The organism is Streptomyces sp. NPDC050549 (assembly GCF_040655035.1).
In the GTDB taxonomy this organism is placed as follows: domain Bacteria; phylum Actinomycetota; class Actinomycetes; order Streptomycetales; family Streptomycetaceae; genus Streptomyces.
The window spans coordinates 379,196-394,226 of record NZ_JBFAJD010000001.1; the positions used below are offsets into that span (position 1 = coordinate 379,196).

Sequence of the window (15,031 nt, forward strand, 5' to 3'; positions counted from 1 at the left end):
GTCCGTGAATCGAGGTAGAGGGCTCGACGTTGTCCTCACGGCGGATTGCTACTGGTCCGGTCCGCGCGAGCGCGGGCCGAGGCAAGTGCGGAAGGATCAGCCCTTGAGCGCGGTGACCTTGGAAGCAAGCGCCGACTTCTTGTTGGCGGCCTGGTTCTTGTGGATGACGCCCTTCGAGACGGCCTTGTCGAGCTGACGCGCGGCAGCGCGCTGGTACTCGGTGGCCTTCTCGACGTCACCCGCGGCAGCGGCCTCGCGGGCCTTGCGGATCGCGGTCTTCAGGGAGGACTTGACGGCCTTGTTGCGCAGCCGAGCCTTCTCGTTGGTCTTGATCCGCTTGATCTGGGACTTGATGTTCGCCACGAATGAGCCTTTGCAGGTTCTGGCACGGGGCCGCACGGGTCCCGGGCCGATGATTTTTCTTGGGGTGTGTCTCGTGCCGAGAGGGCAGGAGACACAGCCACCCAGGCTACCAGCAGCCCACCGGCCCACCCAAACCGGCTACCACGGCGCGATCCGTTACCGTCTCGCACCGGCCCACACCGGACCGCGCCTCCCACGCGTGGGACCATGGAGCCTACGTATCGATCCGACCCGAGACCGCAGACACTGCGGACGCCTCAAGAATCAGGACCCTGCGTGCCCGCGATCCCCAGCCATGTGCCCGAGCCGAGCCGTACCGACCCGGCGCTGATCCGCAATTTCTGCATCATCGCGCACATCGACCACGGCAAGTCCACGCTCGCCGACCGGATGCTCCAGCTGACCGGAGTGGTCGACCAGCGGCAGATGCGTGCTCAGTACCTCGACCGCATGGACATCGAGCGCGAGCGCGGCATCACGATCAAGTCCCAGGCGGTGCGTCTGCCGTGGGCCCCCACCGACGGGGGCGACGAGGGCACCACCCACATCCTCAACATGATCGACACTCCGGGACACGTCGACTTCACGTACGAGGTCTCGCGGTCGCTCGCCGCCTGCGAGGGCACCGTGCTGCTGGTGGACGCCGCCCAGGGCATCGAGGCCCAGACCCTCGCCAACCTCTACCTGGCGATGGAGAACGACCTCACGATCATCCCCGTACTGAACAAGATCGACCTGCCGGCCGCGCAGCCCGAGAAGTTCGCGGAGGAGCTGGCCAACCTCGTCGGGTGCGAGCCCGACGACGTGCTGCGGGTGTCCGCCAAGACCGGTATCGGTGTCGACGCGCTGCTGAACAAGGTCGTCCAGGAGATCCCGGCGCCGGTCGGGAACGCGGACGCGCCCGCCCGCGCCATGATCTTCGACTCGGTCTACGACTCCTACCGCGGTGTCGTGACGTACATCCGTGTCATCGACGGGCAGCTCAACAAGCGCGAGCGGATCCGGATGATGTCGACCAACGCCACGCACGAGCTGCTGGAGATCGGCACCAACTCGCCGGAGATGCTCGGTGCCGACGGGCTCGGGGTCGGCGAGGTCGGCTATCTGATCACGGGTGTGAAGGACGTCCGCCAGTCCAAGGTCGGTGACACCATCACCACCCTGAACAAGGGGGCGACCGAGGCGCTCGGCGGTTACAAGGACCCCAAGCCCATGGTCTTCTCCGGGCTGTATCCGCTGGACGGGTCTGACTACCCGGAGCTGCGCGACGCCCTCGACAAGCTCCAGCTCAACGACGCCGCGCTGGTGTACGAGCCGGAGACCTCGGCGGCGCTGGGCTTCGGGTTCCGCGTCGGCTTCCTCGGGCTGCTGCACCTGGACGTGATCCGGGAGCGGCTGGAGCGCGAGTTCGGCCTCGACCTCATCGCGACCGCGCCGAACGTGGTGTACCGCGTCGAGATGGAGGACGGCAGTGAGCACATCGTCACCAACCCGAGCGAGTTCCCCGAGGGGAAGATCGACAAGGTCTATGAGCCCGTCGTGCGCGCCACGATCCTCGCGCCGTCGGAGTTCATCGGTTCGATCATGGAGCTGTGCCAGACCCGGCGCGGCACCCTGCTCGGCATGGACTACCTCTCCGAGGACCGGGTGGAGATCCGCTACACCCTTCCCCTCGCGGAGATCGTCTTCGACTTCTTCGACCAGCTGAAGTCCAAGACCCGCGGCTACGCCTCGCTGGACTACGAGCCCACCGGTGAGGTGGCCTCCAGTCTGGTCAAGGTCGACATCCTGCTGCACGGCGACAAGGTGGACGCCTTCTCGGCGATCACGCACAAGGACGCGGCGTACTCGTACGGCGTGCGGCTGGTCGCCAAGCTGCGGGAACTGATCCCGCGGCAGGCCTTCGAAGTGCCCATCCAGGCCGCCGTCGGCTCCCGGGTCATCGCCCGCGAGACGATCCGCGCCATCCGCAAGGACGTCCTCGCCAAGTGCTACGGCGGTGACATCTCGCGCAAGCGGAAGCTGCTGGAGAAGCAGAAAGAGGGCAAGAAGCGGATGAAGATGGTGGGTTCCGTGGAGGTTCCCCAGGAGGCGTTCATCGCGGTGCTGTCCAGTGACGACAGCGGTGGCGGCGCCAAGAGCAAGAAGTAGCGGTCCCATACATCGGAATTCCGGAGCAAACCGAGGCGATCCCCGGGGCCCGTCGTGCTGTGGCGCGGCGGGCCCCGCGTCCTGGCTCTGTAGGAAGCGACAGTCCGCCGCCCCTTACGCACCGGCCGGTCGCGCCTTACTCTGATCACTGCTCGATGGTTACTCGCGAGTTAAACAACAGCCGTAGCACTGAGCCAGCCGCACCGTCGCGGGCCCCCGGAGGATGTCGTGAGCGACACACAGACCCTGATCGAGAACCGTCCGCCGTCCGTCGCGGGCCTCTTCCTGGAGCGAGTGGCGGCCACGCCGGATACCGAGGCCTACCGTCACCCGGTGCCCGCGGCCTCCGGCGAGGGCCCCGACGACTGGAAGTCGCTGACCTGGGCGCAGGCCGCCGAGCGGGTCTTCGCGATCGCGGCCGGTCTGATCGAACTGGGCGTACAGCCCGAGCAGCGCGTCGCGCTCGCCTCCGCCACCCGGATCGAGTGGATCCTCGCCGACCTGGGCATCATGTGCGCCGGCGCCGCCACGACCACGGTGTATCCGCAGACCAACGCCGACGAGTCGACCTTCATCCTCGCCGACTCCGGTAGCAAGGTCCTGATCGCGGAGGACGCGACGCAGCTCGCCAAGGCCGTGGAGAAGCGCGCCGAGCTGCCCGAACTGACGCATGTCGTGGTCATCGACCCGACCGGCGTCGACACCGCGGAGACCGGCGACTGGGTGCTGAGTCTGGCCGAGCTGGAGCAGCGCGGTGCCGCGTACCTGGAGAAGAACCCGGATCTGGTCAAGGAGCGGATCGCGGGCATCACCAAGGACCAGCTCGCGACGATCATCTACACCTCCGGCACCACCGGCCGCCCCAAGGGCGTCCGGCTCCCGCACGACAACTGGTCCTATCTCGCGAAGGCCATCGCCGCGACCGGGCTGCTCGGTCCCGAGGACGTGCAGTACCTGTGGCTGCCGCTGGCGCACGTCTTCGGCAAGGTGCTCACGTCCGGCCACATCGAGATCGGGCACGTCACCGCGGTGGACGGCAGGCCCGAGAAGATCATCGAGCAGCTGCCGATCGTGCAGCCGACGTACATGGCGGCCGTTCCGCGCATCTTCGAGAAGGTCTACAACGGGGTCGCGGCCAAGGCGCGGGCCGGCGGCGCGGCCAAGTACAAGATCTTCCAGTGGGCGGCGGAGGTCGCCCGCGAGTACGCCAAGGTCACCCAGGACAACTTCCGCCGCACCGGCACGGCCACCGCGCCCTTCGGTCTCGCCGCCAAGCACAAGGTGGCCGACGCGCTGGTCTACGCGAAGATCCGCGAGGCCTTCGGCGGCAAGCTGCGCGCCTGTGTCTCCGGAAGCGCCGCGCTCTCGCCCGACATCGGCTACTTCTTCGCCGGCGCCGGCATCCACATCCTGGAGGGCTACGGTCTGACCGAGTCCTCCGCGGCCTCCTTCGTGAACCCCGGCGAGGCCTACCGCACCGGCACGGTCGGCAAGCCGCTGCCCGGCACGGAGGTGCGCATCGCGGACGACGGCGAGATCCTGCTGCGCGGCCCCGGCATCATGGAGGGCTACCACGGGCTGCCCGAGAAGACCGCCGAAGTCCTGGAGCCGGACGGCTGGTTCCACACCGGCGACATCGGCGAGTTGTCCCCGGACGGCTATCTGCGCATCACCGACCGCAAGAAGGACCTCATCAAGACGTCCGGCGGCAAGTACATCGCGCCCAGCGAGGTCGAGGGCCAGTTCAAGGCCGTCTGCCCCTACGTCTCCAACATCCTGGTGCACGGCGCCGACCGTAACTTCTGCACCGCGCTCATCGCCCTCGACGAACCGTCCATCCTGGACTGGGCGAAGGACAACGGCCTCGAGGGCAAGTCCTACGCCGAGGTCGTCGCCGCGCCCGCGACGGTCGCCCTGGTCGAGGGCTACGTCAAGGAGCTCAACGAGGGCCTCCAGCGCTGGCAGACCATCAAGAAGTTCCGCCTCCTCCCGCGCGACCTCGACGTGGAACACGGCGAGATCACCCCGAGCCTCAAGCTGAAGCGCCCGGTGGTGGAACGCGAGTACAAGCACCTGATCGACGAGATGTACGCGGGTTCTCGGGAGGCGTGACCCTGTGGTGCCGGGGGCCCGGTCTCAATGTCCTTGCCCCCGCCGCAAGTCCCGCACCAGTTGGCCCAACTCCCGCACCTGGTGCCGAAGTTCCTGCACCTCGGTCACCGTGCTGGCAACCATGTGCGCCTCGATCTCCTTGAGGCGCGACGCCAGTTCCTCGAACTGCCCCTGCTCACGGGCCAGCATCCGCTCCAACAACTGGTTCTTGCGGTGCAGTTCGAGGAAGACGGTGACCTTCGCCCGCAGCACCCACGGATCGAACGGCTTGGTCAAGTAGTCGGCCGCCCCGGTGGCGTAGCCACGGAACGCATACCCCGCGTCCGAGTCGCTGCCGGTCAGGAAGATGATCGGGACGTCCTTGGTCTGGTCGAGCCGTTTGATGTTGGCGGCGGTCTCGAACCCGTCCATGCCCGGCATACGGATGTCCAGCAGGACGACGGCGAAGCGCTGCCGCAGCAGCGCCTTCATCGCCTCCTCGCCCGAACGAGCGCGTACCAGTGGCTCGTTGAGGGACCTCAGGACGGCCTCCAGTGCGAGCAGGTTGTCCTCCATGTCGTCGACCAGGAGGATGCTCGCGCGCTCGTCGGTCGTTGCCTCAGCGCTCATGATGACGGGCCTCACTCAGTCGTGGGCGGTATCGCCGTCTCCCCTGTACCCGCATCGGTCCCCGCGATGTCGGTCTCGGTCTCGGGGTCCAGGAGGGCGCAGACGACGGTCAGCAGCTGGTCCACGTCCACCGGCTTGGGTACGTAGTCGTTGGCGCCCCGGGCGATGGACTTCTCCCGGTCGCCCGGCATCGCCTTGGCGGTGAGCGCGACGATGGGCAGGCCGGTCCAGCGCGGGGCGCGGCGGATGGCGGCTATGGTCTCGTACCCGTCCATCTCCGGCATCATGATGTCCATCAGCACGAGTTCGACGTCGGGGTTGCGCTCCAGGGTCTCGATGCCCTCGCGGCCGTTCTCCGCGTAGAGCACCGGCATGCCGACGCGGCCCAGTACATGGGTGAGCGCGAAGACGTTGCGGATGTCGTCGTCCACGATCAACACCCGCCGCCCAGGAAGTACTTGACCTGCCCGGCCGGCCTTCCACGCCTCCAGTTTGGTGGGCGTCGGCCACGAGTCGTCCACCTCGTGCCCGGTGAACGGCTCGGCCGACAACTCCTCGGTCGTCGTGGGCAGTTCCTGGTCCTCGGTGGTCCGCCCGGTCGCCGCGTGGCCGGGGCTGACGACGGGGACGTACAGCGTGAAGGTCGAGCCGCTGCCCGGCTCGCTCTCCGCGACGATACGGCCGCCGAGCAGCCCGGCGATCTCCCGGCTGATCGACAGTCCCAGCCCCGTACCGCCGTACTTCCGGTTGGTCGTGCCGTCGGCCTGCTGGAAGGCCTCGAAGATCACCGGGAGTTTCTCGGCGGCGATCCCGATGCCGGTGTCGGAGACGGCGAACGCGATGACCTCGTCGCTGTCGTGGGAGTAGCGGTGGTCGGGGTCCTTGACCCGGCTGACGCGGAGTTCGACCCGGCCGGTGGCGGTGAACTTGATGGCGTTGGACAGCAGGTTGCGCAGGATCTGCTGGAGCCGCTGCTCGTCCGACCACATCTCGCGCGGTACGTCCTCGCCGACCGACACCTCGAAGGCGAGCCCCCGGTCCAGGGTGAGCGGGCGGAACGTGGCGTGGACGTAGTCGAGGAGCTTGATGAGGGGGAGGCGCTTGGGGCGTACGTCCATCCGGCCCGCCTCGATCTTCGAGAGGTCGAGGATGTCGTTGATGAGCTGGAGGAGGTCCGAGCCGGAGCGGTGGATCGTGGTCGCGAACTGCACTTCCTGGTCGGAGAGATGGCCGTCCGGGTTGTCCGACAGCAGGCGGGCCAGGATCAGCAGCGAGTTGAGCGGGGTGCGCAGCTCGTGGCTCATGTTCGCCAGGAACTCCGACTTGTACTGGGAGCTGGTCGCCAACAGGGCTGCCTTCTCCTCCAGTTCGGCGTTGGAGCGCTGCAACTCGGCCTGCTGCTTCTGGAGTTCGTCCGAACGTTCCTGCAACTGCATCGCGAGGCGCTGGGACTCGCCGAGCAGGGACTCCGTGCGGGAGTTGGCGATGATGGTGTTGATCGCGACGCCGATGGTGTTGACGAACTGGTCGAAGAACGCGAGGTGCACGTCGGAGAAGCGGGAGAAGGAGGCCAGTTCGATGACGCCGAGGAGCTTGTCCTCGAAGATGATCGGGATGATGACCACGCTCGCCGGGGCCGCTTCCCCGAGCCCGCTGTTGATCTTGATGTAGTCCGGCGGGGCCTCGTCCACCAGGATCCGCTTCTTCTCCCGTGCCGCCTGCCGGACCAGCCCGTGCACCGGCATGCCGCCCGTGTCGACGGTCGCGCCCTGCGCAGATCCGTACCCGGCGATGAAGGCAAGTCCCTTGGCCGGGATGGTCGTTCGCAGGCTGTCCTCGTCGGGGTCGGCCAGGAAGAACGCACCGTACTGGGCGTTCACCAGCGGGGTCAGCTCGCGCAGGATCAGGTCGGCGACCTCCATCAGGTCCCGGTGTCCCTGCATCAGGGCCGCCAGGCGGGCCAGGTTGGACTCCAGCCAGTCCTTCGCGCGGGTCGTCTCGCGGAGGTTGGCCACCATCAGGTTGATGTTGTCCTTCAGCTCGGTGACCTCGCCCTGGGTCTCGACCGTGATCGAGCGTGACATGTCGCCCTGCGCCACCGCGGAGGCCACCTCGGCGATCGCGCGGACCTGCGTGGTGAGGTTGAGCGCGAGTTCGTTCACGTTGGTCGTCAGGCGCTTCCAGGTGCCGTAGACGCCCTCTACCCTTGCCTGGCCGCCGAGTTGGCCCTCCGAACCGACCTCGCGCGCGACACGCGTGACCTCGGAGGAGAAGGAGGAGAGGGTGTCGACCATCGTGTTGATGGTGGTCTTCAGCTCCAGGATCTCGCCGCGCGCGTCCACGTCGATCTTCTTCGACAGGTCGCCCTGCGCCACCGCCGTCGCGACCTGCGCGATGTTGCGGACCTGTGAAGTCAGGTTGTCGGCCATGTAATTGACGTTGTCGGTCAGGTCGCGCCAGACGCCGGAGACGCCCAGCACCTGGGCCCGGCCGCCGAGTCGGCCGTCGGTGCCGACCTCGCGGGCCACCCGGGTCACCTCGTCGGCGAAGGCGCGCAGCTGCTCCACCATCGTGTTGACGGTGTCCTTCAGTTCGAGGATCTCGCCGCGCGCGTCGACCGTGATCTTCTTCGACAGGTCGCCGTTGGCCACGGCGGTCGTCACCTGGGCGATGTTCCGCACCTGCGAAGTCAGGTTCAGGGCCATGAAGTTGACGTTGTCCGTCAGGTCCTTCCACACCCCGCTGACGCCCCGCACCTGCGCCTGCCCGCCGAGGTTGCCCTCCGTGCCGACCTCGCGGGCCACGCGTGTCACCTCGTCGGCGAAGGCGGAGAGCTGGTCCACCATCGTGTTGATGGTCGACTTCAGCTCCAGGATCTCGCCCTTGGCCTCCACCGTGATCTTCTTGCCGAGGTCGCCCTGTGCCACGGCCGTCGACACCAGCGCGATGTTGCGGACCTGTGAAGTCAGGTTGTCCGCCATGAAGTTGACGTTGTCGGTGAGGTCCTTCCAGACGCCGGAGACGCCCCGCACCTGGGCGCGTCCGCCGAGGTTGCCCTCGGTGCCGACCTCGCGGGCGACGCGCGTGACCTCGTCGGCGAAGGCGGAGAGCTGGTCGACCATCGTGTTGATGGTCGACTTCAGCTCCAGGATCTCGCCCTGAGCGTCCACGGTGATCTTCTGGGACAGGTCGCCGTTGGCGACGGCGGTCGTCACCTGGGCGATGTTCCGCACCTGCGAAGTCAGGTTCGACGCCATGAAGTTGACGTTGTCGGTGAGGTCCTTCCAGACCCCGGACACACCCCGCACCTGAGCGCGCCCGCCCAACTGCCCCTCGGTGCCCACCTCGCGGGCGACGCGCGTGACCTCGTCGGCGAACGCGGAGAGCTGGTCGACCATCGTGTTCACGGTGAGCTTCAGTTCGAGCAGCTCGCCGGTCGCCTCGACGGTGACCGTCCGCGTCAGGTCGCCGCGCGCCACCGCCGTCGTCACGAGGGCGATGTCCCGCACCTGCGCGGTCAGCCGGGACGCCATCGTGTTGACCGCCTCGGTCACGTCCCGCCAGCTGCCCGACAGGCCCTGCACCTTGGCCCGCCCGCCGAGCCTGCCCTCGGTGCCGACCTCGCGGGCGACCCGGGTCACCTCACCGGTGAACAGGGAGAGTTGGTCCACCATCTTGTTCACCGTGCGGCCGAGGCGCCGTAGATCACCGCGCAACTGCCTGCTGCCGTCGTGCAGGTCCACCCGCTGGGTCAGATCGCCGCCCGCCACCGCGTCCAGTACCCGGGTCGCGTTGGCGGCCGGGGCGACCAGGGCGTCGAGGAGCTGGTTGACGTCGTTGACGCGGGAGGCCCAGCCGCCCTGGCCGGGGCTGGCCGAGAGGCGTTCGTCGAGGCGGCCGTGGCGGATCAGCTCCCGTTTGACGCGCTGCGTCTCGGAGTTGAAATGGGTGCTGCGGTCCATGATCTGGTTGAAGGCGGCGGTCAGTTCGGCCACCATGCCGTGACCCGTCTCCGGCGCCTTCGTGAAGTCGCCGTCCCGGGCCGCCGTCATCACGGCGAGCAGAGGGCGGAGTTCCGATGCTCGAATCCAGTCCTCTTTGTGTCCGTCTTCGAGCACACGCGTAGCACTGTTCTCACCCATGGCGGCCCACTTCGGTAACTCGGCGCTTATGGCCGCGGCCAGTCTGTCACTCTGTCCGCATCGACCGAGGCGTATTCGTCCGATCTGCTCGGGGAGCTGTGCATGGGGGCAATTCCGACGCAACGGGAGACCACTTCGCGTGCTCCCGACGCGCCCGCGCACCACGGCGCGGACCCGCGCACGACCATGCGCGCCACGCTCTCCGGAAGCCCCCTCGCGCCCGGCTCCGCCCGCGGCCTGGTGCGCACCGCGCTCCGCGAATGGACCGAACTCGCCCTGCCCGGCACCGAACACCTCACCGACCGGCTCGCCGACGACGCGATGGTCGTCGTCAGCGAACTCGTCACCAACGCCGTCGTCCACGCGGGAACGGACGTCGAATTGCTCTGCCGACTTGAGGACGCCCGGTCCGTCGTCGTGGAGGTCGCCGACCACCACCCCTCCCGCGCCCCGCGCGACAACAGCAGTGAACCGGCGTACGAGACACCGGAGTTCGGGCGCGGGCTGCGGCTCGTCTCCACGCTCGCCGAGGCCTGGGGCGTCACCTACCGCACCGGCATCAAGACCGTGTGGGCCCGCCTGCCCGCCGAAGGCAGCTCGGCCGAGGAGGAGTTGGAGACGTACGGCGGTGAACGCGGCCTGCGCGTCGCCGAGAGCCTCGCCCCCGAACCCCAACGTGCCGAACGCGACCGGGACTGGCTCGGCCGAGGCGCCCTCTCCTTCCTCGCCGAGGCCTCCGACCTCCTCGCCGGACAGCTCGACGAGGACCTGGTCGCCGCGCTCGCCGGGCAGCTCATCGTGCCGAGACTGGCCGACTGGTGCGCCGTATGGCTGGAGGACGAGTCGATGGGCCGCGGCGGCTGGGGCGAGGACGCCGGCGCCGGGCCGCGCCTCGCCCGCGTCTGGCACGGCAGCGAGAACCGCATCGAGGAACTGCGCGGCGCCCTGGAGAAGCACCCACCGCGCCCGCAGGACTCGCTGAGGCCCGTGTCCTACCCCTGGCCGGCCGACGCCCTCGGCCCGCACGGCACCCACGGCGCGGCACTCGCGTACCGGCTGATCGCGGGCGGCCGTCCGCTCGGCACGCTCGTCATCGGCCGGTCCGGGCTGCCGTGCTTCCCCGACGAGGTCACCGGCCTGGTCGAGGACCTCAGCCGCCGGGTCGCGCTCGCGATCGGCGCGGCCCGCCAGTACGCCCGCCAGGCCACCATCAGCCGTGTCCTCCAGCGCGGCCTGTTGCCCGGCGCCGTCGCCGCGATCCCCGGTGTGCACAGCGCCCTCGTCTACGAACCCTGCGACAAGGGCGGCCCCAGCGGCGACTTCTACGACCTCTTCCCGGCCGGCGACGGCCGCTGGTGCTTCGCCCTCGGCGACGTCCAGGGCAAGGGCCCCGAGGCCGCCGTGGTCATCGGCCTGGCCCGCCCCTGGCTCCGCCTCCTCGCCCGCGAGGGCTACCGCGTCGCCGACGTCCTCGACCGCCTCAACCAGCTCCTCCTGGACGACGCCACGGAAGCGGCCGACGCGGCGGCCCACGCCCTGGTCGCCGCGGGCGGCATGCCCGGCCCGGTCGGCGACGGCCCCCGCTTCCTCTCCCTCCTCTACGGCGAGCTCGTCCCCTTCGACGGCGGCGTCCGCTGCACCCTGGCCTCCGCCGGACACCCGCTGCCGCTGCTCCTCGGACCGGACGGCTCCGTAGCCACGGCCGCCCGCCCACAGACCCTCCTGGGTGTCGTCGAGGACGTCACCTACACCAGCGAGACCTTCGAACTACGCCCCGGCGACAGCCTGTTGTGCGTAACGGACGGGGTGACCGAGCGCCGCTCCGGCTCCGTCCAGTTCGACGACGGCGACGGCCTCGCGACGGTGCTCGCCGGGTGTGCGGGGTTGGGCGCCGAGCTGATCGCGGAGCGGATCAAGCGGTTGGTGCACGAGTTCGGGGGGCGTCCGCCGGAGGACGACATGGCGCTGCTGGTGCTCCAGGCCGAGTAGGCGGAGGAGTCCGCCCGGTGCTGGACAATGGAGGACATGCCTTCCGCACTCCCCGACGGCGACCCCGTCCCCGACGACGGCGCCCTGCCCGCGCAGGCGCTCGCCGGGGCCGCCGACCGCCCCCTCGGGTTCTATCTGCACGTCCCGTACTGCGCGACCCGCTGCGGCTACTGCGACTTCAACACCTACACGGCGACCGAGCTGCGCGGCACCGGCGGAGTGCTGGCCTCCCGCGACAACTACGCGGACACCCTGACCGACGAGATCCGCCTGGCCCGCAAGGTCCTCGGCGACGACCCGCGCCCGGTCCGCACGGTCTTCGTCGGCGGCGGCACGCCCACGCTGCTGGCGGCGGGCGATCTCGTACGGATGCTGGGCGCGATCAGGGACGAGTTCGGCCTGGCCCCGGACGCGGAGATCACGACCGAGGCCAACCCGGAGTCGGTCGATCCCGCCTATCTCGCGGCCCTCCGCGACGGCGGCTTCAACCGCGTCTCCTTCGGCATGCAGAGCGCGAAGCAACATGTGCTGCGCGTGCTGGACCGCACCCACACCCCGGGCCGCCCCGAGGCGTGCGTGGCGGAGGCCCGCGCGGCCGGCTTCGACCACGTCAACCTCGACCTGATCTACGGCACCCCGGGCGAGACGGACGACGACTGGCGCGCGTCCCTCGACGCCGCGCTCGGCGCGGGACCCGACCACATCAGCGCCTACGCCCTGATCGTCGAGGAGGGCACCCAGCTCGCCCGCCGGATCCGCCGGGGCGAGGTCCCGATGACGGACGACGACGTGCACGCCGACCGGTACCTCATCGCGGACGAGGTGATGTCGGCGGCGGGCTTCGACTGGTACGAGGTCTCGAACTGGGCGACGTCGAAATCCGGCCGTTGTCTGCACAACGAGCTGTACTGGCGCGGCGCCGACTGGTGGGGCGCCGGCCCCGGAGCGCACTCGCACGTGGGCGGCGTGCGGTGGTGGAACGTGAAGCATCCGGGGGCGTATGCCGGGGCGCTGGCGGCGGGGCGCTCACCTGGCGCGGGCCGCGAGATCCTCTCGGCGGAGGACCGCCGCGTGGAGCGCGTCCTGCTGGAGCTACGGCTGCGGGAGGGGGTCCCGCTGGACCTGCTCCGACCGGAGGGGCTCGCGGCTTCGCGCCGGGCGCTGGGGGAGGGGCTGCTGGAGGCGGGGCCGTACGAGGAGGGGAGCGCGGTGCTCACGCTGCGGGGGCGGTTGCTGGCGGACGCGGTGGTGCGGGATCTGGTGGACTGATCACTCGGGCGAGTGAATCGCTCCGGAACTCAGGTTCGGTGCCTAACCTGGTTCGCAGGCTGCCGCCGACAGCACGCGGCGGATGTGGAGGCCATGGAGATGACCGCTGTGGACGAGCGTGGGGTGACCAGGTTCTTCGAGGGGTTCGAGCCGCCCGAGGGACTCAAGGTGGAGCTTCTTCGGGGGGTGGTCGTGATGATGGCCAGCCCTGACATCGTGCACAACATGATCGTTGCCGATGTGCAGGACCAGATCCCTCGGCAGCGCTGGGATCGCCTCCAGACCCAGGATGTGGAGATCGTCGGGGAGGCCAGCGAACCCATTCCGGACCTGATCGTGTCGGAGCGTGGGGTGGTCCCGGCCTCAGGCAATCTGGTGCCGTCCCGGTTGATCACTCTGGCGGTCGAGGTCGTGTCGAAGTCCAGTGTCCACCACGACTATCCGGTCAAGCGGTCGATCTACGCGGCGGGAAAGGTTCCCGCCTACCTTCTCGTCGATCCGATCATGGCGCAGTGTGTCCTGCTGACGAAGCCCGCAGGCCAGGGTGAGGATGCCGACTACCTCAGCCAGGAGATCATCAAGTTCGGCAATCCGGTCCCGCTGGAGGTTCTGGGACTCGAACTCGACACCAGCGAGTTCGGAACGTTCCCCAACGTCAAGCCTCACCGCTATCCGTGACGAAGTCGATCAACTCCTCCACCCGCCCCAGCAGTTCCGGCTCCAGGTCCTTGTAGGACCGGACCTTGGCCAGAATCGCCTGCCACACCGCACCGGTGTTTTCCGGCCAACCCAGGGCCCGGCACACCCCCGTCTTCCAGTCCTGCCCGTGCGGGACGCGGGGCCAGGCGGCGATGCCGACGGAGGACGGTTTCACGGCCTCCCAGATGTCGATGTAGGGGTGGCCCACGACGAGCGCGTGCTCGCTGGTGACCGACTGGGCGATGCGCCACTCCTTGGTGCCCGGCACCAAGTGGTCCACCAGGATGCCCAACCGCGCGTCCGGGCCCGGACCGAACTCGTCCACAATGGCCGGCAGGTCGTCGACGCCCTCCAGGTACTCGACCACCACACCCTCGATGCGCAGGTCGTCGCCCCACACCCGCTCGACGAGCTCGGCGTCGTGCCGGCCCTCCACGTAGATCCGCCCGGCGCGGGCCACACGCGCGCGTGCACCGGGAACGGCGACCGAACCGGATGCCGTGCGGGTGGGCCGTAGCGGACTGGACACAGGCCTGACCAGGGTGACCACCCGGCCCTCCAGGAGGAAGCCGCGAGGCTCCAGCGGGAACACCCGGTGCTTGCCGAAGCGGTCCTCCAGGGTGACCGTGCCGGCCTCGCAGCGGATCACCGCGCCGCAGAAACCGGTGCCCGGCTCCTCGACCACCAGGCCCGCCTCCGCGGCGACCTCGGGGACGGGCCTGGGCTTCTTCCACGGAGGGGTCAGGTCGGCGGAGTACTGGCGCATTCGGATGACGATAGGAGAAGGCCGGGAGACGTCACCGCGACACGCCGAAACGGGTTGCCAACGCGTCCCGTTGGGCCCGCACGAACCCCGCGTCCACCACCGCTCCGTGACCGGGCACGTACACCGCGTCCTCACCGCCCAGGCCGAGGAGGCGGTCCAGGGCGGCCGGCCAGTGGGACGGTACGGCGTCGGGCCCCGCCTGGGGTTCGCCGGACTCCTCGACCAGATCGCCGCAGAAGACGACCGCCGGGGAGCCGGGGACGAGCACCGCCAGGTCATGGGCGGTGTGCCCGGGCCCGACGTTCGCCAGCAGGACCTCTCGGTCGTCGCCGAGGGAGAGGGGCCAATCGTCCGACACCAGGTGACGCGGATACGTCAGGGCGGCTACGGCCTCGTCGGCCACGCGCGCGTGGAGGCCGTTTTCGACCGCGTCCCTACGGAGTGCCTCCCGCTCGTCCGCCAACACGCGCTCCACGCCCACCGCCCCGAACACCTCCGCGTCCGCGAACTCCGCCGCCCCGAAGACATGGTCGAAATGGCCGTGGGTGAGCGCGAGATGGGTCACACGGCGCCCGGCGAGCGACTGCGCCTCCGTACGCAACCGCGCGCCCTCCGCCACACTCGACCCCGCGTCGATCATGAGCGCCGAGCCGCCCCCGACGACCAGACCGACCGTGCAGTCCCAGCCAGGCAGCCGGCACCGCCCCACCCCGGCGGCCAGCCGCTCCCACCCCGCCTCTTCCCAAGTCACCGTCATACGGCGACGCTAACTGTGACGGCACCCCACGGCGTGACATCGCAGGACCGGCCTTGCCCGGGGTGTACCTCACGGCCGTACACTGGCCGGGGAACGCTGGCACTCACGCGCACAGAGTGCCAGGAAAGGGCGGGCTCGCGACAAGCGGCGACAAAGGCGACCAGAACTGGAGGT

General features: G+C 69.3%; 10 protein-coding genes. 5 read left to right on the top strand and 5 right to left on the bottom strand.

What is annotated here, in order from left to right; translation table 11 throughout:
* Positions 1 to 96: 96 nt before the first annotated feature.
* Complete coding sequence (rpsT, locus tag AB0I51_RS01710; RefSeq protein WP_019074070.1) at positions 97 to 363, bottom strand: 30S ribosomal protein S20; 267 nt, start codon at positions 361 to 363, stop codon at positions 97 to 99.
* A 276-nt stretch (positions 364 to 639) separates the two neighbouring features.
* Here rpsT and lepA point away from each other — a divergent pair, with 276 nt between their 5' ends.
* The gene (gene lepA, locus AB0I51_RS01715) at positions 640 to 2,514 is read left to right on the top strand and encodes a translation elongation factor 4 (protein ID WP_362970293.1); all 1,875 of its coding nucleotides are present in this window, start codon (positions 640 to 642) and stop codon (positions 2,512 to 2,514) included.
* 228 nt (positions 2,515 to 2,742) lie between these two features.
* The gene (locus AB0I51_RS01720; protein ID WP_362970295.1) at positions 2,743 to 4,626 is read left to right on the top strand and encodes an AMP-dependent synthetase/ligase; all 1,884 of its coding nucleotides are present in this window, start codon (positions 2,743 to 2,745) and stop codon (positions 4,624 to 4,626) included.
* Positions 4,627 to 4,650: 24 nt separating this feature from the next.
* Here AB0I51_RS01720 and AB0I51_RS01725 read toward each other — a convergent pair whose 3' ends face one another.
* Entirely contained in the window at positions 4,651 to 5,235 is a 585-nt protein-coding gene (locus AB0I51_RS01725) for a response regulator (RefSeq protein WP_362970297.1), read from the bottom strand.
* 11 nt (positions 5,236 to 5,246) lie between these two features.
* Complete coding sequence (locus AB0I51_RS01730) at positions 5,247 to 9,377, bottom strand: HAMP domain-containing protein (RefSeq protein WP_362970299.1); 4,131 nt, start codon at positions 9,375 to 9,377, stop codon at positions 5,247 to 5,249.
* 102 nt (positions 9,378 to 9,479) lie between these two features.
* On the opposite strand from AB0I51_RS01730, the gene AB0I51_RS01735 reads away from it, so the two are divergent.
* From AB0I51_RS01735 to AB0I51_RS01745, 3 genes are all read left to right on the top strand, one after another.
* Positions 9,480 to 11,366 (top strand): SpoIIE family protein phosphatase, encoded by a 1,887-nt coding sequence (locus AB0I51_RS01735; RefSeq protein ID WP_362970301.1) that lies wholly within the window; start codon positions 9,480 to 9,482, stop codon positions 11,364 to 11,366.
* 36 nt (positions 11,367 to 11,402) lie between these two features.
* Positions 11,403 to 12,635, top strand: a complete 1,233-nt coding sequence (hemW, locus tag AB0I51_RS01740) for a radical SAM family heme chaperone HemW (RefSeq protein WP_362970303.1) — start codon at positions 11,403 to 11,405, stop codon at positions 12,633 to 12,635.
* A gap of 99 nt (positions 12,636 to 12,734) precedes the next feature.
* Positions 12,735 to 13,313, top strand: a complete 579-nt coding sequence (locus AB0I51_RS01745) for a Uma2 family endonuclease (protein ID WP_362970305.1) — start codon at positions 12,735 to 12,737, stop codon at positions 13,311 to 13,313.
* On the opposite strand, the gene AB0I51_RS01750 is transcribed toward AB0I51_RS01745, so the two are convergent.
* Together AB0I51_RS01750 and AB0I51_RS01755 are read right to left on the bottom strand one after the other, a co-directional pair.
* Positions 13,291 to 14,100 (bottom strand): DUF3097 domain-containing protein, encoded by an 810-nt coding sequence (locus AB0I51_RS01750; protein ID WP_362970307.1) that lies wholly within the window; start codon positions 14,098 to 14,100, stop codon positions 13,291 to 13,293. The genes AB0I51_RS01745 and AB0I51_RS01750 overlap by 23 nt on opposite strands.
* A gap of 31 nt (positions 14,101 to 14,131) precedes the next feature.
* Positions 14,132 to 14,857: an MBL fold metallo-hydrolase gene (locus tag AB0I51_RS01755; protein ID WP_362970309.1), complete on the bottom strand. Its 726-nt coding sequence runs from the start codon at positions 14,855 to 14,857 to the stop codon at positions 14,132 to 14,134.
* Positions 14,858 to 15,031: the final 174 nt, after the last annotated feature.